Source organism: Streptomyces yaizuensis, from assembly GCF_034961445.1.
Lineage (GTDB): Bacteria > Actinomycetota > Actinomycetes > Streptomycetales > Streptomycetaceae > Streptomyces > Streptomyces yaizuensis.
Genome location: NZ_BSBI01000014.1, coordinates 173,624 through 193,890 on the forward strand (window position 1 = coordinate 173,624; position 20,267 = coordinate 193,890).

16 protein-coding genes, 1 pseudogene and 1 riboswitch are annotated in these 20,267 nt (G+C 73.9%); of the genes and pseudogenes, 15 read left to right on the top strand and 2 right to left on the bottom strand.

The window, feature by feature from the left end; translation table 11 throughout:
- Positions 1 to 3 precede the first annotated feature (3 nt).
- From SYYSPA8_RS29405 to SYYSPA8_RS29460, 12 genes are all read left to right on the top strand, one after another.
- The gene (locus tag SYYSPA8_RS29405; RefSeq protein ID WP_323450413.1) at positions 4 to 933 is read left to right on the top strand and encodes an ABC transporter permease; all 930 of its coding nucleotides are present in this window, start codon (positions 4 to 6) and stop codon (positions 931 to 933) included.
- Positions 926 to 1,711 carry an ABC transporter ATP-binding protein gene (locus SYYSPA8_RS29410; protein WP_323450414.1) on the top strand — a complete coding sequence of 262 codons (786 nt, stop codon included), beginning with the start codon at positions 926 to 928 and terminating at the stop codon, positions 1,709 to 1,711. The genes SYYSPA8_RS29405 and SYYSPA8_RS29410 overlap by 8 nt, the downstream gene beginning before the upstream one ends.
- Before the next feature lie 478 nt (positions 1,712 to 2,189).
- Entirely contained in the window at positions 2,190 to 3,122 is a 933-nt protein-coding gene (gene hpnC / locus SYYSPA8_RS29415) for a squalene synthase HpnC (protein WP_323450415.1), read from the top strand.
- Complete coding sequence (gene hpnD, locus SYYSPA8_RS29420; protein WP_323450416.1) at positions 3,119 to 4,069, top strand: presqualene diphosphate synthase HpnD; 951 nt, start codon at positions 3,119 to 3,121, stop codon at positions 4,067 to 4,069. The genes hpnC and hpnD overlap by 4 nt, the downstream gene beginning before the upstream one ends.
- A complete protein-coding gene (gene hpnE / locus SYYSPA8_RS29425) occupies positions 4,066 to 5,451 on the top strand; it encodes a hydroxysqualene dehydroxylase HpnE (protein ID WP_323450417.1) in 1,386 nt (461 codons plus the stop codon). The genes hpnD and hpnE overlap by 4 nt, the downstream gene beginning before the upstream one ends.
- A 38-nt stretch (positions 5,452 to 5,489) precedes the next feature.
- Positions 5,490 to 6,557 (top strand): polyprenyl synthetase family protein, encoded by a 1,068-nt coding sequence (locus SYYSPA8_RS29430; RefSeq protein ID WP_323450490.1) that lies wholly within the window; start codon positions 5,490 to 5,492, stop codon positions 6,555 to 6,557.
- Between the two features lie 605 nt (positions 6,558 to 7,162).
- Entirely contained in the window at positions 7,163 to 9,262 is a 2,100-nt protein-coding gene (shc, locus tag SYYSPA8_RS29435) for a squalene--hopene cyclase (protein ID WP_323450418.1), read from the top strand.
- Entirely contained in the window at positions 9,262 to 9,996 is a 735-nt protein-coding gene (locus SYYSPA8_RS29440) for a phosphorylase family protein (protein WP_323450419.1), read from the top strand. The genes shc and SYYSPA8_RS29440 overlap by 1 nt, the downstream gene beginning before the upstream one ends.
- Before the next feature lie 5 nt (positions 9,997 to 10,001).
- Entirely contained in the window at positions 10,002 to 11,024 is a 1,023-nt protein-coding gene (hpnH, locus tag SYYSPA8_RS29445) for an adenosyl-hopene transferase HpnH (protein ID WP_323450420.1), read from the top strand.
- A 4-nt stretch (positions 11,025 to 11,028) separates the two neighbouring features.
- Entirely contained in the window at positions 11,029 to 12,441 is a 1,413-nt protein-coding gene (locus SYYSPA8_RS29450; RefSeq protein WP_323450421.1) for an aspartate aminotransferase family protein, read from the top strand.
- 109 nt (positions 12,442 to 12,550) lie between these two features.
- The gene (locus tag SYYSPA8_RS29455) at positions 12,551 to 13,186 is read left to right on the top strand and encodes an XRE family transcriptional regulator (RefSeq protein ID WP_323450422.1); all 636 of its coding nucleotides are present in this window, start codon (positions 12,551 to 12,553) and stop codon (positions 13,184 to 13,186) included.
- Between the two features lie 63 nt (positions 13,187 to 13,249).
- Positions 13,250 to 13,447 (top strand): DUF6126 family protein, encoded by a 198-nt coding sequence (locus SYYSPA8_RS29460; RefSeq protein ID WP_323450423.1) that lies wholly within the window; start codon positions 13,250 to 13,252, stop codon positions 13,445 to 13,447.
- Between the two features lie 164 nt (positions 13,448 to 13,611).
- Here the strand turns inward: SYYSPA8_RS29460 and SYYSPA8_RS29465 are convergent, their stop codons facing one another.
- The gene (locus SYYSPA8_RS29465) at positions 13,612 to 14,424 is read right to left on the bottom strand and encodes a tyrosine-protein phosphatase (protein ID WP_323450424.1); all 813 of its coding nucleotides are present in this window, start codon (positions 14,422 to 14,424) and stop codon (positions 13,612 to 13,614) included.
- Between the two features lie 246 nt (positions 14,425 to 14,670).
- Between SYYSPA8_RS29465 and SYYSPA8_RS29470 the strand changes: the two genes are divergently transcribed.
- From SYYSPA8_RS29470 to SYYSPA8_RS29480, 3 genes are all read left to right on the top strand, one after another.
- A complete protein-coding gene (locus tag SYYSPA8_RS29470; protein ID WP_323450425.1) occupies positions 14,671 to 16,833 on the top strand; it encodes an alpha-galactosidase in 2,163 nt (720 codons plus the stop codon).
- A gap of 297 nt (positions 16,834 to 17,130) precedes the next feature.
- Positions 17,131 to 17,303, top strand: a riboswitch (cyclic di-AMP (ydaO/yuaA leader).
- Between the two features lie 4 nt (positions 17,304 to 17,307).
- Positions 17,308 to 18,276, top strand: a complete 969-nt coding sequence (locus SYYSPA8_RS29475) for a M23 family metallopeptidase (protein WP_323450426.1) — start codon at positions 17,308 to 17,310, stop codon at positions 18,274 to 18,276.
- A 162-nt stretch (positions 18,277 to 18,438) separates the two neighbouring features.
- A complete protein-coding gene (locus SYYSPA8_RS29480) occupies positions 18,439 to 19,230 on the top strand; it encodes an SGNH/GDSL hydrolase family protein (RefSeq protein ID WP_323450427.1) in 792 nt (263 codons plus the stop codon).
- Positions 19,231 to 19,285: 55 nt separating this feature from the next.
- Here the strand turns inward: SYYSPA8_RS29480 and SYYSPA8_RS29485 are convergent.
- A pseudogene (locus tag SYYSPA8_RS29485) lies at positions 19,286 to 20,263 on the bottom strand (STM4011 family radical SAM protein); the annotation flags it as partial.
- Between the last annotated feature and the right edge of the window lie 4 nt (positions 20,264 to 20,267).

The following is a 20,267-nucleotide window of genomic DNA, read 5'->3' on the forward strand; positions in this document are numbered from 1 at the left end:
CTTGTGAGTGACACAACCCCCGACGGTGCGGTCGCCATGACCGCCCGGCCAACGGAGGACGACGGGCTGACCCCGGCGCAGCTCGCCGCCAAGTACGGTCTTTCGGTCAGCGGGGCCCGGCCCGGTCTGGTCGAGTACATCCGCCAGCTCTGGGGCCGGCGCCACTTCATCCTGGCGTTCTCGCAGGCCAAGCTGACCGCCCAGTACAGCAAGGCCAAGCTGGGCCAGCTGTGGCAGGTCGTGACCCCGCTCCTCAACGCGCTGGTCTACTACCTGATCTTCGGTCTGATCCTCGGGACGAAGAACGACTTCTCCGAAGACGTCTTCGTGCCGTTCCTGGTGACGGGTGTCTTCGTCTTCACCTTCACCCAGAGTTCGGTGATGTCGGGCGTGCGGGCGATCTCCGGCAATCTGGGGCTGGTGCGGGCCCTGCACTTCCCGCGCGCCTCGCTGCCCATCTCCTTCGCCCTCCAGCAGCTCCAGCAGCTCCTGTTCTCGATGATCGTGCTGCTGGTGATCGTGGTCGCCTTCGGCAGCTATCCCACGCTGTCGTGGCTGCTGATCCTCCCGGCGCTGGTGCTCCAGTTCGTCTTCAACACCGGCCTCGCGCTGATCATGGCCCGGCTGGGCAGCAAGACGCCCGACCTCGCCCAGCTGATGCCGTTCGTCATGCGGACCTGGATGTACGCGTCCGGTGTGATGTTCTCCATCCCGTTGATGCTGAAGGACAAGCCGGCCTGGATCGCCGACATCCTCCAGTGGAACCCCGCGGCCGTCTACATGGACCTGATCCGCTTCGCGCTGATCGACGGCTATGGCTCCGAGTACCTGCCGGACCACGTCTGGGCGCTCGCCCTGGGCTGGGCCCTGCTCGTCGGCGTCTTCGGATTCGTGTATTTCTGGAAGGCGGAGGAGCGGTACGGCCGTGGCTGACGACAACTCTCGACGGGCTCCCACCGTCATCGCCGACGATGTCCACATCGTCTACCGGGTGAACGCCGGCGCCGGCGGCCGGGGCAGCGCCACCGCCGCCCTGAGCAAGATCCTGCGCGGCAAGAAGGGCCGGCGGCAGAGCGGCGTGCGCGAGGTGCACGCCGTCAAGGGCGTGTCCTTCACCGCCCACCGCGGCGAGGCCATCGGCCTCATCGGCACCAACGGCTCCGGCAAGTCGACCCTGCTGCGCGCCATAGCCGGACTGCTGCCCACGGAGCGCGGCCATGTCTACACCGACGGTCAGCCCTCGCTGCTCGGCGTGAACGCCGCGCTGATGGGCGACCTCACCGGTGAGCGCAATGTGATCCTCGGCGGCCTGGCCATGGGCATGTCGCGCGAGCAGATCAAGGAGCGCTACCAGTCCATCGTCGACTTCTCCGGGATCAACGAGAAGGGCGACTTCATCACCCTGCCCATGCGCACCTACTCCTCCGGCATGGGCGCCCGGCTGCGGTTCTCCATCGCGGCGGCCAAGGACCACGACGTCCTGATGATCGACGAGGCCCTGGCCACCGGTGACCGCAAGTTCCAGATCCGCTCCGAGCAGCGCATCCGCGAGCTGCGCAAGGAGGCCGGCACCGTCTTCCTCGTCAGCCACAGCAACAAGTCCATCCGGGACACCTGCGACCGGGTGCTCTGGCTGGAGGCCGGGAAGCTGCTGATGGACGGCCCCACCGACGAGGTGCTCAAGGCATACGAGAAGGAAACCGGTAAGTAGCCGCCGGAGCGCGATCCGCGCTTCGCCGTGCGGCCGTGGCCAAGGCCCCCGCTGAGACATCCCCGGCGGGGGCCTTGCCGCGTCCGCCGGGGCGCCCCGGCGGGGGAGCGGACCGCCCCGCCGCCGCGCCACAGCTCCCCGCCCCCCACGATCCGGCCCCGGCGCCCGGGGCGGGCCAAGTCCGGGGCCCCGAGGGAAGGTTGGCCGCCCGTGCGGCGTACACATCGGCAGCAGGCCGCCCGGACACCGGTCCGGGTCTTGCACCACGTAAGCTGTACCGGTATCGAATCGCGGCAAGTGCGGCGATACATCCCCGATGCCTTGTCCGGCGTACGGACCCCCCGCAGTCGTGATGACCGGCGGCGTGTCCGAAATAGGATGGATTGGATCGGCAGTGTAGAACGGGAGCTGTGACGGCAATGATCAAAGATCTCCAGCTTCGCGAGGCTTTCGCCGTCCCCGCACCTGGCAGCCACGTATGACCGGAACCCCACAGACGCACCCGCAGGTCCCGGCGGACCCCGGCGCGCGCCACACCCTGGACAAGGCCACCGCCGAGAACTTCCCCGTGGCCCCCTTCTTCCTGCCCCGCGCCTGGCGCGCGGACCTCATGGCCCTCTACGGCTACGCCCGGCTCGTCGACGACATCGGTGACGGCGACCTCGCCCCCGGCGGCGGCGACGCCCGGCTGCTGGGCGTCGGCCCCGAGGCCGCGGATGACCGGACCGCCCTGCTCGACGCCCTCGAAGCGGACCTGCGCCGGGTCTTCGCCCCCGGCGGCGAGGGGGTGCGCCACCCGCTGCTGCGCGCGCTGCGGGCCCCGGTCCGCGACCGCTCCCTCACCATCGAGCCGTTCCTCGGGCTGATCGCCGCCAACCGGCAGGACCAGCGGGTGCGGCGCTACGAGAGCCACGACGACCTGCTCGCCTACTGCGCCCTCTCCGCCAACCCCGTCGGACAGCTCGTCCTCCAGGTCAGCGGCACCCTCACCCCCGAGCGCCTGCGCAGGTCCGACGCGGTCTGCACGGCCCTCCAGATCGTCGAACACCTCCAGGACGTCGCCGAGGACCTGGCCCGGGACCGGATCTACCTCCCGGCCGAGGACATGCGGCGGTTCCACGTCAGCGAGGCCGATCTCGCCGCGCCGACCGGGAACGCTTCCGTCCGCGCCCTCGTTGCCTATCAGGCGGACCGTGCCCACCGCCTGCTGGACGAAGGGGTCCCGCTGGTGGGCAGTGTCCATGGCCGGCTGCGGCTGCTGCTCGCCGGCTTCGTCGGCGGTGGCCGGGCGGCCCTGGCCGCGATCGCCGCGGCCGGACACGACGTGCTGCCCGGACCGCCCAGACCCACCAGGACGCGACTTCTGCACGATGTGGGAGCCGTTCTGCGACGAGCCCGTAAAGAGAGGTGAGCCGGACCGTGGAGCACTCCCCCCAACCCCCGGCACCGGTCGAGGCCGCCTACAGCTACTGCGAGGCCGTCACCGCACGGCAGGCACGCAATTTCGCGTACGGCATCCGTCTGCTGCCCACCGACAAGCGGCAGGCCATGTCCGCGCTGTACGCGTTCTCCCGCCGGGTGGACGACATCGGTGACGGCCCGCTGGACCCCGGCGCCAAGCACGACCGCCTGACGGCCACCCGCGCCCTGCTGGAGCGGGTGCGCACCGGGGACGTCGCCGACGACGACACCGACCCGGTCGCCGTCGCCCTCGCCGACACCGCCCGCCGGTTCCCCGTCCCCCTCGAAGGGCTCGACGAGCTGATCGACGGCGTCCTCATGGACGTCCGCGGCGAGACCTACGAGACCTGGGACGACCTGCGGACCTACTGCCGCTGCGTGGCCGGCGCCATCGGACGGCTCTCCCTGGGCGTCTTCGGCACCCAGCCCGGCGCCCCGGGCGCCGAGCGCGCCGCCGAGTACGCCGACACCCTCGGCCTCGCCCTCCAACTCACCAACATCCTGCGCGACCTGCGCGAGGACGCCGCCAACGGGCGCACCTACCTGCCCGCCGACGACCTCGCCAAATTCGGCTGCTCGGCAGGGTTCCACACCCCCTTCCCGCCGCCCGGCTCCGACTTCACCGGCCTGATCCACTACGAAGTGCGCCGCGCCCGCGCCCTCTTCGCCGAGGGCTACCGGCTGCTGCCCCTGCTGGACCGGCGCAGCGGCGCCTGCGTCGCCGCCATGGCCGGGATCTACCGCCGGCTCCTCGACCGGATCGAGCGCGACCCCGGGGCCGTCCTGCGCGGCCGCGTCTCGCTCCCCGGCCCGGAGAAGGCGTACGTCGCGGTGCGCGGCCTCTCCGGTCTCGACGCCCGCCACATCGGCCGCCAGGCCCTCAGGGGGCGCGCATGACCACGCTCCAGGACCCCACGCGCCCCCGCGCCGTCGTCATCGGCGGCGGGCTCGCCGGGACCACCGCCGCGCTCCGGCTCGCCGACGGCGGGGCCGACGTCACCCTCGTGGAGAGCCGCCCCCGGCTCGGCGGGCTCGCGTTCTCCTTCCGCCGGGGCGACCTCACCGTCGACAACGGACAACACGTCTACCTGCGCTGCTGCACCGCGTACCGCTGGTTCCTGGAACGGGTCGACGGCGCGCATCTCGCGCCCGTGCAGGACCGGTTGGACGTCCCCGTCGTCGACCCGCGCAGGCCCGCCGGAGCCCGCCTCGGCCGGCTGCGCCGCTCCGCCCTGCCCGTCCCCCTCCACCTGGCCGCCAGCCTCGCGTCCTACCCCCACCTCTCCCTCACCGAACGGGCGGGGGCCGCGCGCGCCGCGCTCGCCCTCGGCCGGCTCGACCCCGCCGACCCCGCGCTCGACGGCATCGACTTCGCCACCTGGCTCGGCCGCCACGGCCAGTCCCCGCGCGCCGTCGAAGCCCTGTGGGACCTCGTCGGCGTCGCCACCCTGAACGCCACCGCCCCCCGCACCTCCATGGGCCTGGCCGCCATGGTCTTCAAGACCGGGCTGCTCTCCGACCCCGGGGCCGCCGACATCGGCTGGGCCCGGGTCCCCCTCGGCGAGCTGCACGACACCCTCGCCCGCAAGGCCCTCGCGGCGGCCGGCGTCCGTACCGAGAGCGGCGTCAAGGTCCGCGCCGTCACCCGCGACGGCGACGGCTGGTCCGTCGCCGTCGACGGCGAGGCCCTGAGCGCCGACACCGTCGTCCTCGCCACCGCCCAGCGCGAGGCCCACGCCCTGCTGCCCGACGGCGCGCTCGACGACGCCGACCGGCTCCTCGACATCGGCACCGCGCCGATTCTCAACATCCACGTCCTGTACGACCGCACCGTGCTGCGCCGTCCCTTCTTCGCCGCGCTCGGCAGCCCCGTCCAGTGGGTGTTCGACCGCACCGCGGCGTCCGGGCTGGCGGAGGGCCAGTACCTGGCGCTCTCCCAGTCCGCCGCCGGGGACGAGATCGACGCCCCCGTCGCCGAACTGCGCGAGCGCTACCTTCCCGAGCTGGAGCGGCTGTTGCCCCCCACCCGCGGTGCCGAGGTGCGCGACTTCTTCGTCACCCGGGAGCGGACGGCGACCTTCGACCCCGCGCCCGGTGTCGGCAGACTGCGCCCCGGTACGCACACCCGAGCGCCCGGCCTGTACCTCGCGGGCGCCTGGACCGCCACCGGCTGGCCCGCGACCATGGAGGGCGCCGTGCGCAGCGGATTCACCGCCGCCGGCGCCGCACTCCGTGCTCTCGGCCGCCCCCACGAACATCCGCTCAAGGAGGCGGCGTGAGTCCGAGTACCGGAACAAGAGGAGAGACCGTGCCGACTGTGCCTTCGGCGAACCCGGCTGACGATATCGCGGCGGGTGTGGACATCGCCGCGCTGCTGGAGCGCGGCAGGGCGATGTCGACCCCGGAGCTGCGCGCCGCCGTCGACCGGCTGGCCAGCCCGATGAACACCGTCGCGGCCTACCACTTCGGCTGGATCGACGCCGAGGGGAGGCCCGCCGACGGCGACGGCGGCAAGGCCGTGCGCCCCGCGCTCGCGCTGCTGTCCGCCGAGGCCGCGGGGGCCGGCCCCGAGACCGGTGTCCCCGGCGCCGTCGCCGTGGAGCTGGTGCACAACTTCTCGCTGCTGCACGACGACCTCATGGACGGCGACGAGCAGCGCCGCCACCGCGACACCGTCTGGAAGGTGCACGGCCCCGCGCAGGCGATCCTCGTCGGTGACGCCCTCTTCGCCCTGGCCAACGAGGTCCTGCTGGAGCTGGGCACCGTGGAGGCGGGGCGGGCCACCCGCCGGCTGACCGCCGCGACCCGCAAGCTCATCGACGGCCAGGCCCAGGACATCTCGTACGAGTACCGCGAGCGGGTCACCGTCGAGGAGTGCCTGGAGATGGAGGGCAACAAGACGGGCGCCCTGCTCGCCTGCGCCGTCTCCATCGGCGCCGTCCTCGGCGGGGCGGACGACCGCACCGCCGACACCCTGGAGGCGTACGGGTACCACCTGGGGCTCGCCTTCCAGGCCGTCGACGACCTGCTGGGCATCTGGGGCGACCCGGAGGCCACCGGCAAGCAGACCTGGAGCGATCTGCGCCAGCGCAAGAAGTCGCTGCCGGTGGTGGCCGCCCTGGCGGCCGGCGGCCCCGCGTCCACCCGGCTGGCGTCCCTGCTCGCCGCCGACGCCAAGAGCCATGACCTCGACGCGTTCTCGGAGGAGGAGTTCGCCATGCGGGCGGCGCTCATCGAGGAGGCGGGCGGCCGGGAGTGGACCTCCCAGGAGGCCCGGCGGCAGCACGCGATCGCGCTGGACGCGCTGGACGGGGTCGACATGCCCGAGCTGGTCCGGGCGCAGCTCACCGCGCTCGCCGACTTCGTGGTCGTCCGCAAGCGGTGACCGGGCCGCACGCGGTGACAGCCCGCGCGGGGCGACCGTCCGCATACGGCGACCGGGCCGTACGTGGCGACCGGGCCGTACGCGGGTGACCGCCCGCACGTGGTGACCGCCCGTCGGACGGCGGCCCCGGGCCCGGTGGTGGCGCTCCGGTGACCACCGCGGGGCCGGCCCGGTGCACCCGTTCGCCGGACCGGTGCCCCACAACGGCCGTCGGGGACGGTGACCTATCGGGGCTTTCGGCGTTGACGGTGTCACAGGCCCCGGGCCACTCCCGCGAACCGGGGCCCGCCCGCGCCGGACGGCCCGACCGGGCACCGGGGCACGCGAGCCCAGCAGGATCCCCACGACAGGTCCCGGCCCCGACCGGACACCGTGAGACCGGGAGGCCACCGGACATGCACCCGATTCCGTACCCCGGACCGCCGTCGTTCCCCGCCGCCGTGGTGGCGGTCACGCCCCGCGCCCACCCCGCTCCCCCCTCGCCTCCCCTGTGCCCCGTGCCCGGGATAGCCGGCGCCGCTCGCCGGTGACCGGACCCACCCCGGACATCCGCCGACGGCGACCCCCGCACAGCACCAGGCACCACCGCACGGCAAGGGGAAGCGATGACAGCGACGACCGATTCAGGCGGCGGGCCCGCGCGGGCGGGAGCGGCCACCGGCGCGGTGCCGGCGGCGGGCCGCCCCGCCCCGGCCCAGGAACCCGGGAGCCCCGCCGACGAAGCCCGCCGGGCCACCACCCGCTCCGTCGGCCACCTCCTCGGCCGGCAGCACGCCGAGGGCTGGTGGAAGGGCGACCTCCAGACCAATGTGACCATGGACGCGGAGGATCTGCTGCTGCGGCAGTTCCTCGGCATCCGCGACGCCCGCACCACCACGGCGGCGGCCCGCTACATCCGGGACGAACAGCGCGCCGACGGCGCCTGGGCCACCTTCCACGGCGGCCCCGGCGAACTCTCCGCCACCGTCGAGGCGTACATCGCCCTCCGGCTCGCCGGCGATCAGCCCGGCGACCCCCACATGGCCCGCGCCTCCGGCTGGGTCCGCCGCCACGGCGGCATCGCCGGCACCCGCGTCTTCACCCGGATCTGGCTCGCGCTCTTCGGCTGGTGGCCCTGGGACGAACTGCCCGAACTGCCCCCCGAGCTGATCTTCCTCCCGTCCTGGTTCCCGCTGAACATCTACGACTTCGGCTGCTGGGCCCGGCAGACCGTCGTCCCGCTGACCGTCGTCTCCGCCAAACGCCCGGTCCGGCCCGCCCCCTTCGACCTGGACGAGCTGCACACCGACCCGGGCGACCCCCACCCCCGGCGCCCCCTCGCCCCCGCCACCACATGGGACGGCTTCTTCCAGCGCGCCGACCGCGCGCTGCGCCGCAACCGCCGGCTCGTGCCCCGGTCACTGCGCCGGGCCGCCCTCGGTGCCGCCGCCCGCTGGATCGTGGAACGGCAGGAGAACGACGGCTGCTGGGGCGGGATCCAGCCGCCCGCCGTCTACTCCCTCATCGCCCTCCATCTGCTCGGCTACGACCTGGACCACCCGGTGCTCCGCGCCGGACTGGCCTCCCTGGACCGCTTCGCCGTCTGGCGCGAGGACGGCTCCCGGATGGTGGAGGCGTGCCAGTCACCCGTCTGGGACACCGCCCTCGCCGCCGTCGCCCTCGCCGACGCCGGGCTCCCCGCCGACCACCCGGCCCTGGTCCGGGCCGCCGACTGGCTCCTCGGCGAGGAGGTCGTACGGCCCGGCGACTGGGCGGTCCGCCGCCCCTGGCTCGCCCCCGGCGGCTGGGCCTTCGAGTTCCACAACGACACCTATCCCGACATCGACGACACCGCCGAGGTGATCCTCGCGCTGCGCCGGGTGCGCCACCCCGAACCCGCCCGGGTCGACGCCGCCGTCGCCCGCGCCGGGCGGTGGACCCTCGGCATGCAGTGCGCGGACGGCGGCTGGGCCGCCTTCGACGCCGACAACACCAGCGCCTTCCCCGGCCGGCTGCCGTTCTGCGACTTCGGCGAGGTCACCGACCCGCCGTCCGCCGACGTCACCGCGCACGTCGTGGAGATGCTGGCCCACGAGGGCCGGGCCCACCACCCGCGCGCCCGGCGCGGCATCGACTGGCTCCTCGCCCACCAGGAGCCCTGCGGAGCCTGGTTCGGCCGGTGGGGCACCAACTACCTCTACGGTACGGGGGCGGTGGTCCCGGCCCTGGTCGCGGCGGGATTCCCCGGGGGCCACCCCGCCGTCCGCCGCGCCGTGCGGTGGCTCGGCTCCGTCCAGAACGAGGACGGCGGCTGGGGCGAGGACCAGCGCTCCTACCAGGAGGAGGGCTGGGCGGGCCGGGGCGAGTCCACCGCCTCCCAGACCGCCTGGGCGCTCCTCGCGCTGCTCGCGGCGGGGGAGCGGGACAGCCCCCAGGTCACGCGCGGCATCGCCCACCTCGCCCGTACCCAGCGGGACGACGGCTCCTGGGACGAGCCCCACTACACCGGCACCGGCTTCCCCTGGGACTTCTCCATCAACTACCACCTCTACCGGCAGGTCTTCCCGCTCACCGCGCTCGGCCGCTATCTGAGCGCGCCCGGCGGCCCCGGCGCCCCGGGCGGCACCGGTGACGCGAGTGACCTGGATGACGTGAGTGACCTGGCCGCCCCGGTGATCCTCTCCGGCGACCGGGCCCCCGCCCCCGCCCGCCACCCGGCCGGCTGATGCCGACCGCACCGGCCGGTGAGCCCGCGCCCCCGCCGCTCCCCCTGCCCCTGCTGATCGCCTGCGCCCTCGGCATCGAACAGCTGGCGCTGCGCCCCGCCCGCACCGGCCCCGGCGGCCACCCGGGCCCGGTCACCCTGGTCCGTACCGGCATGGGACCCGACCGCGCCGGACGGGCCGTACGAGGGGCGCTCGCCACCGGGCCGCTGCGCCACGCGGCGGTCCTCGCCTCCGGCTTCTGCGCCGGGCTCGCCCCCGGGATGCTCCCCGGGGACGTGGTCGTCGCCGACACCGTCCACGATCCGGCCGGGGCCGCCCCGGCGGGCACGTCGGCCGGGGCTCCGGCGGGGGCTCCGGCGGGGGCCTTCGCGGAGCCCGGCCACTGCACCGGCGCCGCGCTGCTCGCCGCCGCCGTCGCCCGGGCCGTCCCCGGCCACCGCGTCCACACCGGCACCCTCACCGGCTCCGACCGCATCGTCGGCCGGCGCGAGCGGGAGCGGCTGCGGACCACCGGCGCCATCGCCGTCGACATGGAGTCCGCCGCCGCGCTGCGGGCCGCGCTGGCCGCCGGGCCCCGCCCCGTTGCGGCCGTCCGGGTGGTCGTGGACGCTCCCGGGCACGAGCTGATCCGTCCGGCCACGGTCCGCGGAGGAATATCGGCTTTCCGTGTTCTCCGCGCCGTGCTGCCCGCGTTCCACGAATGGCACCGTTCTTTGCCGCTCCCCAGGAGGTGAGCCAGATGGCCATGCCACTCCGCCAGACCATCCGGATCGGGACCTATCTCTTCCGTCAGAAAATGCGCAAGCGGGAGAAGTTCCCGCTGATCGTCGAATTGGAACCGCTGTACGCCTGCAATCTCACGTGCGAGGGCTGCGGAAAGATCCAGCACCCGGCGGGCGTGCTCAGGCAGCGGATGCCGGTCGCCCAGGCGGTCGGCGCGGTCGTGGAGTCCGGTGCGCCGATGGTCTCCATCGCGGGCGGCGAACCGCTCATGCACCCCCAGATCGACGAGATCGTCACCGAACTGGTCGCCCGGCGGAAATACGTCTTCCTCTGCACCAACGCCGTGCTGCTGCGCAAGAAGATCGAGAAATTCACCCCCTCCCGGTACTTCGCCTTCGCCGTCCACATCGACGGACTGCGGGAGCGCCACGACGAATCCGTCGCCAAGGAAGGCGTGTTCGACGAGGCGGTGGCCGCGATCCGGGAGGCCCAGCGGCTCGGCTTCCGCGTCACCACCAATTCCACCTTCTTCAACACCGACACCCCGCAGACCGTGATCGAGGTAATGAACTACCTCAATGACGACCTGGGCGTGGACCAGATGATGATCTCCCCGGCGTACGCCTACGAGAAGGCCCCCGACCAGGAACACTTCCTCGGCGTCGCCCAGACCAGGGAACTGTTCCGCAAGGCCTTCGCGGACGGCAACCGAAGGCGCTGGCGGCTCAACCACTCGCCCCTCTTCCTGGACTTCCTGGAAGGAAAGGCCGACTTCCCCTGCACCGCGTGGGCGATCCCCAACTACTCCCTCTTCGGCTGGCAGCGCCCCTGCTATCTGATGAGCGACGGCTACGTCCCCACCTACCGCCAGCTCGTCGAGGAGACGGACTGGGAGAAATACGGCCGGGGCCGGGACCCGCGCTGCGCCAACTGCATGGCGCACTGCGGCTACGAACCCACCGCCGTCCTCGCCACCATGGGATCCCTCCGGGAATCCCTGCGCGCGGCCCGGGACACCCTCTCCGGCGGCCGTGGCTGAGCCGGTGGCGACGCCCCCGGGTCCCGCCGGGGCGCCGGCCGGCTTCGACCTGCGGGCGCTGCTCGCCGCCCGGGGCACCGAGGGCTACGCGCTGCACAGCCGCCACCTCAACCCCCAGCTGCCCCGCATGCTGCGGACCCTCGGCTTCGACCGGGTCTACGAACGCGCCGAGGGCGCCTACTTCTGGGACGACGAGGGCCGGGAGTACCTCGACATGCTCGCGGGCTTCGGGGTCATGGGCCTCGGCCGCCACCACCCGGTGGTCCGCCGCGCGCTCCACGACGTCCTCGACGCCGGCCTCGCCGACCTCACCCGGTTCGACTGCCAGCCGCTGCCGGGGCTGCTCGCCGAACGGCTGCTCGCCCACAGCCCCCATCTCGACCGGGTGTTCTTCGGCAACAGCGGCACCGAGGCCGTGGAGACCGCGCTCAAGTTCGCCCGGTGCGCCACCGGGCGCCCCCGCGTCCTCTACTGCGACCACGCCTTCCACGGGCTGACCTGCGGCTCGCTCTCGGTCAACGGCGAGCGGGGCTTCCGGGACGGCTTCGCGCCCCTGCTGCCCGACACCGCCGTACCCCTCGGCGACCTGGCGGCGCTGGAACGGGAGCTGGCCCGGGGGGACGTCGCCGCGCTCGTCGTGGAGCCCATCCAGGGCAAAGGCGTGCACGCGGCCCCGCCCGGCTATCTGCGCGCCGCCCGCGAACTGCTCCACCGCCACCGGGCGGTGCTGATCGCCGACGAGGTGCAGACCGGCCTCGGCCGCACCGGCGACTTCTGGGCCCACGACCACGAACCCGGGGCCGAACCCGATCTGATCTGCGTCGCCAAGGCGCTCTCCGGCGGCTATGTCCCGGTCGGCGCCACCCTCGGCAAGGAATGGATCTTCCGGAAGGTCTACTCCTCGATGGACCGGGTGCTCGTCCACTCGGCCAGCTTCGGATCCAACGCCCAGGCCATGGCGGCGGGCCTCGCCGTGCTCTGTGTGATCGAGGACGAGGACCTGGCCGGCCGGGCCCGCGCCACCGGCGGGCTGCTGCGGGAGCGGCTGGCGGCACTCGTGGAGCGGTACGAGTTCCTGCACGAGGTACGCGGCCGGGGGCTGATGATCGGGATCGAGTTCGGGCGGCCCCGGTCGCTGGGGCTGCGCACCCGCTGGAACATGCTCCAGGCGGCCCGCCCCGGGCTCTTCGCCCAGCTGGTGGTGGGCCCGCTGCTGCACCGGCACCGGATCCTCACCCAGGTCTCCGGCGACCGTCTGGAGGTGATCAAACTGATCCCGCCGCTGACGATCGGCGAGCCGGAGGTGGACCGGTTCGTCACCGCCTTCACGGCGGTCATGGACGAGGCCCACGCCGGGAGCGGGCTGATCTGGGACTTCGGCCGTACCCTGGTCGGACAGGCCCTGGCACGCCACTGACACCGCTCTGACCTGCTGTTTTGGTATCACGGCAGGCGCCCGGCGGAGCAGATTTTGCCTCTGGGGCAAGTTATTTGCCTCAGAGGCAGTTTCCTGGCGCAATGGTCCTATGCAGACCCCTCCCGGGGGCCACCCCCCGGACCTCCGAACCCCCGCGCGGGACGTCGTGGACGAGCTGCCGGACGTCGCGCCCCGGCTGCGCGACCTGCGCCGCCGCCGGGGGCTCACCCTGGAGGCCGCCGCCCAGCGCGCGGGCCTGTCACCCGCGCACCTCTCCCGGCTGGAGACCGGCCGCCGGCAGCCCTCGCTGCCGATGCTGCTCTCCCTCGCCCGTATCTACGGTACGACGATCGCCGAGCTGCTGGGGGAGCTGTCCCCGGAACACGACCCCGTCGTACGGGCCGGCCGGCGCGAGCCCGCCGCCGCCGACGGCTGGACCTACCACCAGGCGGGAGTCCCCGGCCGGGCCATGCAGGCGCTCCGGCTCGTGGTCCCGTACGGCGCCCAGGGCGACCTGGTCCGGGTCCACCCGGGCGAGGAGTGGATGTACGTCCTCGACGGCCGGCTCCGGCTCACCCTCGGTGAGGCCGTGCACGAGCTGGGTCCCGGGGACAGCGCGCACTTCGACTCGCTGACCCCGCACCGGCTGGCTGCCGCCGGCCGGGAGGGCGCCGAGCTGCTCTTCGTCCACACCCTGCTCCAGAGCCCCGACCTCCACGCCCATCTCGCCGACCCGCACCGCTGAGAACCCACAGGCCCATCGACCCGCACGCCACCGGGCGGGTCCGGTCCGACCCCGAGGAGTGACATGTCCGACCACGCAGCCCACACCGACCACACGGCCCACGCAGCCGACTCCGCCGCCGCGCCCGTGCCCGCGCGCACCCAGGGCAAGCAGGAGGGCAAGTTCCCCCGTGGCCTGGTGATCCGGCTCTTCGCCTATCTGATCGCCGGCCATGTCTTCGCCTTCTTCCTCTACCTCCTCTTCGAGGTCGGGGCGAAGTAGCGGGGACCTGTCCTCAGGAGCCGTTTCCCACGGGAGCCGTTTCCCACGGGAGCCGTTCCGCACGGGACCTCTCCGCCCCCGGGCCGTGCACCGAGTACCGGACACGGCCCGGCGCCACGAGCCCCGGACCGTGCCCTCCGCGCGGCGTCCGTACGGGGTACGGCTCAGGCGGGGTCGACCAGCCGCTCCCGCAGCCGCCGCCGGGTCGCCGGAGCGAGCCCCAGCCCCTGGGTGAGATAGCCCTCGACCCCTCCGAAGGATCGTTCCATCGCGTCGAAGGCGGTCCGCAGATACTCCAGCCGCGCGTCGAAGAGGGGGCTCAGCAGCTCCATCACCTCCGCCGACATCCCCGGCGAGCCGTCGTCCAGGCGGCGCACCCGGTAGCGCCGGTGCGGGTCGTTCGACTTCAGATAGTCCGCCTCGACCGCCTCCCGCTCCACCCCCACGGCGAGCAGCGCCACGGCTATGGAGAGCCCGGCGCGGTCCTTGCCCGCCGCGCAGTGCATCAGCGCCGGGGTGCTGTCGTCGGCCAGGGCGTGCAGGACCCGGCTGTGCTCGCCGGTCCGCTCCTCCACCATCTCGCGATAGGAATCGGCCATCCGGCGGGCCGCGCCGCCGTCCGCCAGGACCTCGCGCAGCAGGGTCGGATCGCCCTCGCGGACCATCCGCCAGAACTCGGCGCCGGCGGCCGGGTCGCTCAGCGGGAGATTCACATACCGCACGCCCGGCAGGTCGACGTCGGGCCCCTCCAGCCGGACGTCGGCGGCGTTGCGGAAGTCGAAGATCGTGTGCAGCCCCAGCGTCGTCAGGAAGGCGGCGTCGCCCTCCGTCGCATGGGCCAGGTGCCCGCTGCGGAAGAGCCGCCCGTACCGCACCCGTCCGCCGTCCACGGTCGGCAGTCCGCCGACATCGCGGAAGTTGCGCACGCCGGCGAGATCGGGCTCGGTCGACGGGACCGGCGGCAACTGCTGCGTCACGAAGTCTCCTGAGGTCACTGCCGTCGGCGCTCCTCGCCGACCATGGCGCTTTCTCGACGATACGACACGGTGTTCCCCGGCCTCCGGCGGGCGAGGGGGCGTTGCACCGTACGCCCCGCCGTCGGATGATGTGCGGGCCTGTGCGGACCTGTGGGCATCTGTGGCGCCGACCCGGTGTCGAGCGGGCGTCGAGCGGGCGCCGGGGCGGCCGTCGGACGGAGGGGTCGGGATGACTGGGGGGTCGGGATGATCGATACCGTCGGTGCGGGGCGCACCTGGGTTCTCTCCGGGCCCACCAGCAGTTACGCACTCCATCTCACGGACCGTGACGAACTGCTCCATCTGCACTGGGGCCCCCGGATCACCGGGGCGGACGCATGCGCGCTGGCCGTCGACCCGTTACCGCCGTACCGGCCCTTCGAGTCCCCGCTCGACGGCCGGGAGGAGTACCCCGTCGAGGGCGGCCCGCGCTTCACCCGGCCCGCGCTGTCGGTGCGTACCCCCGAGGTACGCGGCACCGAGTGGGTCTTCGCCGGAGCCGAGACAGGTGCGGGTGCGGGAACGGGTGCGACGGGGGCGGGGAGGGGAACGGACGCGGACGGTGACGGTGACGGTGACGAGCTGAGGCTGCGCTTCACCGACCCGGTGCACGGTCTGGACCTGACCCTCCACTACCGGCTGCGGGACGGCTTCGACGTCGTCGAACGGCGGGTCACCGTCGCCCACGGGGGCACGGGCCCCGCCCTGGAGCTGCTGCGGGCGGACTCCGCCACCTGGACCCTGCCCGTCCGCGATGCCTGGCGGCTGAGCCGGCTGCACGGCCGGTGGGCGGCCGAGTCCCGGCTGCACCGCTCCGCGCTGGGCCCCGGCGAGGTGGTCATCGGCAGCCGCCGGGGCCACACCGGCCATCAGCACCTGCCCTGGGTCGCGCTGGACGCCGAGGGGGCCGGCGAGGAGCACGGCGAAGTGTACGGCTGCGCCCTCGGCTGGTCCGGCTCGTGGCGGCTCGCCGTCCAGCTGCTGCCCGACGGCCGGGTCCAGATCACCGGCGGCGCCGGGCACGACGACTCCGGGCTGCTGCGGCTCGCCCCCGGTGACTCGTGGACCTCGCCCGTCTTCGCCGGGCTGTGGAGCCCGGACGGCTTCGGCGGCGCCAGCCGGGCCTGGCACGCCTGGCAGCTCGCCCATGTCGTGCCCGGCGCCGCCGCCGTGCGGCCCGTCCTCTACAACTCCTGGGAGGCCACCGGCTTCGACATCTGTGCCGGCCAGCAGCTCGCGCTGGCCCGCCGCGCGGCCGGCCTGGGGGTGGAGCTGTTCGTCGTCGACGACGCCTGGTTCGGCCGGCGGACCAGCGACCGGGCCGGTCTCGGCGACTGGACCCCCAACCCGGAGCGGTTCCCCGGGGGCCTACGTCCCCTCGCCGACGAGGTGCACGCGCTCGGCATGGGGTTCGGGATCTGGGTCGAGCCGGAGATGGTCAACCCGGACAGCGATCTCCACCGGGCCCGGCCCGACTGGGTGCAGCACCACCCGGGCCGCACCCGCACCGAGTTCCGCAACCAGCTCGTCCTGAACGCCGCCCGCCCCGACGTCCGGCGGTATCTCGCCGACCGGCTGCACGAGCTGCTGCGGAGCGCCCCGATCGACTATGTGAAGTGGGACTTCAACCGCTGTTTCACCGACGCGGGCTGGCCCGGCGACGCCTATCCGCAGCGGCTGTGGGTGGAGCACGTCGAGGCGCTGTACGGGCTGCTGGACGAGTTGCGGGCGGCGCACCCGGAGGTGGCCTTCGAGTCCTGCTCGGGCGGCGGCGGCCGGGTCGACCTGGGCATCCTCTCCCGTACCGACCAGGTGTGGACCTCCGACAACACCGACCCGCTGGACCGGCTCGCCATCCAGCACGGATTCAGCCAGATCCACCCCGCGCGGGTGATGGCGGCGTGGGTCACCGACAGCCCGAACACCCAGCTCAACGACCGGCGCAGCACGCTGCGGTTCCGCTTCGTCAGCGCCATGGCCGGGGTGCTGGGCATCGGCGGCGACCTGACCGCGTGGAGCGACGAGGAGCTGGCCGAGGCGCGCGGCTGGGTGGAGCTGTACCGGCGGATCCGGCCGCTGGTGCAGCACGGCGCGCTGTACCGGCTGCGGCCGCCCGGCGGTGGACTGAGCGCCGTGCAGTACGTGCACGGCGACGAGACGGTGGTGCTCGCGTGCCTCCAGGCCCAGCACTACGGCGAGCGGCCGCCGCCGCTCCGGCTGCGGGGGCTGGACCCGGCCGCCGTCTACCGCTGCCAGGACACCGGGGCCGAGCACCGGGGTGCCGTGCTGCTGCACCACGGGATCGCCACCGGCCTCCGGGGCGACCTGGACGCGGCGGTCATCCGGCTCAGTCGACTGGGCCATCGATAACCACCATAACCATCACTTCTGACCGAAATAGGCAGTTCATTGGTGCATGCCACTGTCTGGTGGTCTATGGGGTCCCGTGGGTGAGCAGGATCATAGTGGTGACGGTCCGTGCCGGGTGGCGGCGGGTCAACTTCGGAGCGGGTCCCGGAGTTGCCGGTGGCGGTTCCACGGAGGGTGACGGGGCGGGCGGGTGCCGTCGCCGGATGGATCATCGTGCCGTGCGCCGAGGGAAGTGGAACGGCTTGTTCCGGTCCGTTCGGCTCGTCTACGGTCACGGCCTCCGGGCGGACCGCCGAATCCTGCCGCCGGCCGGATCCCCATCGGACAGCACCGTGTGGCAGGAGCGGGGGACCCACGCAGTACGCCGGACGGCAGCCGCCGGACGGCTCGGGGTGAAGCCGCGCAGCAGCGCGGCCGGGCAACTCCAGCCCGAACCCGACAGCTCACCTCGCAGGCGCCGGAGAGGAACGCGTCATGCCCCAGGGCAAGCACCGCCGCCCCAGGACCAGCACCATCACCCGGGGATTCGTCGCCGCCGGCACCGGAGGGGCGGCCCTCGCCCTGCCGCTGTTCGGCGCCGGCACCGCGCAGGCGGCCCCCGCCGCCGCGCCCCAGGCCGCCGTCGCCCCGGCCGCCGCACCCGCCGCGCTCCCGTCGCAGGGTGGGGGAGCGGACCGCGCTGCGGACCGCGCTGCGGACCGCGCTCCCGAGCGCGCCGAGTACCGGGTCGTCGCCGGGGACCACCTGGCCCGCATCGCCGAGGAGCGGGACGTCCGGGGCGGCTGGCAGCAGCTGTACGCCGACAACCGCGAGGCCATCGGCGCCGACCCCGCCCTGATCCACCCCGGGCTCGAACTGGCCCTGGCCGCCGGGGCCGAGGCGGCCGGCCGGACCGCCCCCGCCGCCGCCCCGGCGACCGGCGGCCACGGCCCGGCCGCAGCCGCCCCGCAGGCCGCCGCCGGCGCGGCGCCCGCGACGCCCGCCGCCGAGCCGGCCGCGACCACCACCGCCGCTTCCGGGGCCACCACGGACACGGCCGGCTGGACCACCCCGCTGGCGTCCGGCGGTGTCAGCACCCCGTACCGCGCCACCGGCTCCATGTGGTCCAGCGGCTACCACACCGGCGTCGACTTCTCCGCCCCCAGCGGCACCCCGGTCCAGTCCGTCGGCCCCGGCACCGTCGTCTCCGCCGGCTGGAACGGCGCGTACGGCAACGAGGTCGTCGTCCAGCACGCCGACGGCCACTACTCCCAGTACGCCCACCTCTCCGCGCTCTCCGTCAGCGCCGGGCAGAGCGTCACCGGCGGCGAGCGGATCGGGCTCGTCGGCTCCACCGGCAACTCCAGCGGACCCCACCTCCACCTGGAGATCCGCACCGGCACCGGCTACGGCTCGGACGTCGACCCCGTCTCCTACCTGCGGCAGCACGGCGTCACCCTCTGACCCGACCGCCATCGCGGACCCACCCGTCCCCCCGCTCCGCCCCGGAGCGGGGGGACGGCCGTATTCCCCGGCGCGTGATATCGGCCGGTGGTAAATATCACGCCGCGTCAACCCCTCCTTACGGTCGCGTAGGTCACATCCGTGCCGACAAGATGGTTGCTTGTGGCAGACGATTCGAGAACACACAACAGAGGAGCAATCGGGTCGTACGCGGCGATCGGTGACAGCTTCACCGAGGGCGTCGGAGACCCGGGGCCGGACGGAACCTACGTCGGCTGGGCGGACCGATTCGCGGTCCTGCTCGCCGACCGGCGACCGGAGGACAGCTTCCGGTACGCCAACCTCGCGGTACGCGGCCGGCTCCTCGACCAGATCGTGGCGGAGCAGGTGCCCAGGGCCAAGGCCCTCGCACCCGACCTCGTCTCCTTCTGCGCCGGCGGCAATGACATCATCCGGCCGGGCACCGACCCCGACGACGTGGCCGAGCGCTTCGAGCGCGCCGTCGCCGAGCTGACCGAAGCCGTCGGCACGGTGATGGTGACGACCGGCTTCGACACCCGGGGCGTGCCCGTCCTGCGGCATCTGCGCGGCAAGGTCGCCACCTACACCGCGCACGTCCGCGCCATCGCCGACCGCTACGGCTGCCCGGTCCTCGACCTGTGGTCGCTCCGCTCCGTCCAGGACCGGCGGGCCTGGGACGACGACCGGCTCCACCTCTCCCCCGAGGGGCACACCCGGGTCGCGCTGCGCGCCGCCCAGGTCATCGGGCTGCCGGTGCCCGCCGACCCGGACCAGCCCTGGCCGCCGCTGCCGCCCCGGGGGACCCTGGAGGTACGGCGCGACGACATCCACTGGGCCCGTGAGTACCTGGGCCCCTGGATCGGCCGGCGGCTGCGCGGGGTCAGCTCGGGCGACCAGGTGGAGGCCAAGCGCCCGGACCTCCTGCCGCTCTGACCGGCAGCTCCAGGACGGGCAGCTCCGGAACCGGCGGCTCCGGAACCGGCGGCTCCGGGACAGGCTCCGGGGCCGACGGCCCGAGCACCGGCGGTGCGCCCGGGACCGGCGGGGCCGGCGCGGCCGGTCCCGGGGACCCGGCCCGCCGGGAGCCCTGGACCGTGAGCGGCAGCGGGCGCCCCGGCACCCGGGCCGCGGGCACCGGGATCCGCTCCAGCACGCCCCCGGCGAAGACGTCGTACAGCGGCAGCGACTCCAGATGGACATAGCCGATGTGGCAGTCGCACACCGCGAGCGGACACGCCCGGGGGCCGAGCGCCCGCAGGTAGGAGCCGTCGTAGAGATTGCCCAGCTCCGCCCGGACGAAATGGCAGCGGCGCACCGTGCCGTCGCCGTCCACGGAGACCACCGACTCGCCGGTGCGGCACGGCAGCCCGCCCGAGCGGTGCGGATGACGGCTGTAGGGGAAGAGCGGGTCGAGCGCCGTCCACCGCTGTGCCTCGGCGTCCGAGTAGCGATGGCCGTCCGCCGCGTTGACCCAGAGATAGACCGGGTCGGGGAGGTCCGCGCGGAGCCTTGTGGCCTGCTCCAGATGGTCCGGGAGCCCGACCACCCCCACACTGAAGCGCACCCCCCGCTCCAGCAGCTCCCGGCACCTGCCGAGGAAGCGGTCGTACGGGGTCTGCCCGGGGTGGAAGGTGCACCACAGGGCGACCGTGCCGGTGTCGGCCGCGTCCAGCCACTCCGTACGGCAGCTCAGATTGGTCTGGATCGCGACCCGCCGCACCTGCGGCAGATGGGACAGGTCGACCAGCGCCCGCCGGTACCAGGAGCGGACCAGACCCTCGCCCCACGGGGTGAAGAGCACCGAAAGCCGGTCGTCCGCCGGCCGCTCCCCGACCCAGCCCGTGAAGCGCTCCAGCGCGGCCCGGTCCGCCCGCAGCAGCTCCGGGCCGTCCCGCCGCTTGGCGAACGGACAGTAGGGACAGTCGTAGTCGCAGGACGCCAGCGGCCCCCGGTACAGCAGCGTCAGCCCC

Bases quoted from the DNA above. Each gene is read 5' to 3' on its own strand.
- hpnE (WP_323450417.1), top strand. From the start codon at position 4,066: ATGACCACGCTCCAGGACCCCACGCGCCCCCGCGCCGTCGTCATCGGC.
- hpnH (WP_323450420.1), top strand. From the start codon at position 10,002: ATGGCCATGCCACTCCGCCAGACCATCCGGATCGGGACCTATCTCTTC.
- SYYSPA8_RS29470 (WP_323450425.1), top strand. From the start codon at position 14,671: ATGATCGATACCGTCGGTGCGGGGCGCACCTGGGTTCTCTCCGGGCCC.
- SYYSPA8_RS29475 (WP_323450426.1), top strand. From the start codon at position 17,308: ATGCCCCAGGGCAAGCACCGCCGCCCCAGGACCAGCACCATCACCCGG.
- SYYSPA8_RS29460 (WP_323450423.1), top strand. From the start codon at position 13,250: ATGTCCGACCACGCAGCCCACACCGACCACACGGCCCACGCAGCCGAC.
- shc (WP_323450418.1), top strand. From the start codon at position 7,163: ATGACAGCGACGACCGATTCAGGCGGCGGGCCCGCGCGGGCGGGAGCG.
- SYYSPA8_RS29455 (WP_323450422.1), top strand. From the start codon at position 12,551: ATGCAGACCCCTCCCGGGGGCCACCCCCCGGACCTCCGAACCCCCGCG.
- SYYSPA8_RS29440 (WP_323450419.1), top strand. From the start codon at position 9,262: ATGCCGACCGCACCGGCCGGTGAGCCCGCGCCCCCGCCGCTCCCCCTG.
- hpnC (WP_323450415.1), top strand. From the start codon at position 2,190: ATGACCGGAACCCCACAGACGCACCCGCAGGTCCCGGCGGACCCCGGC.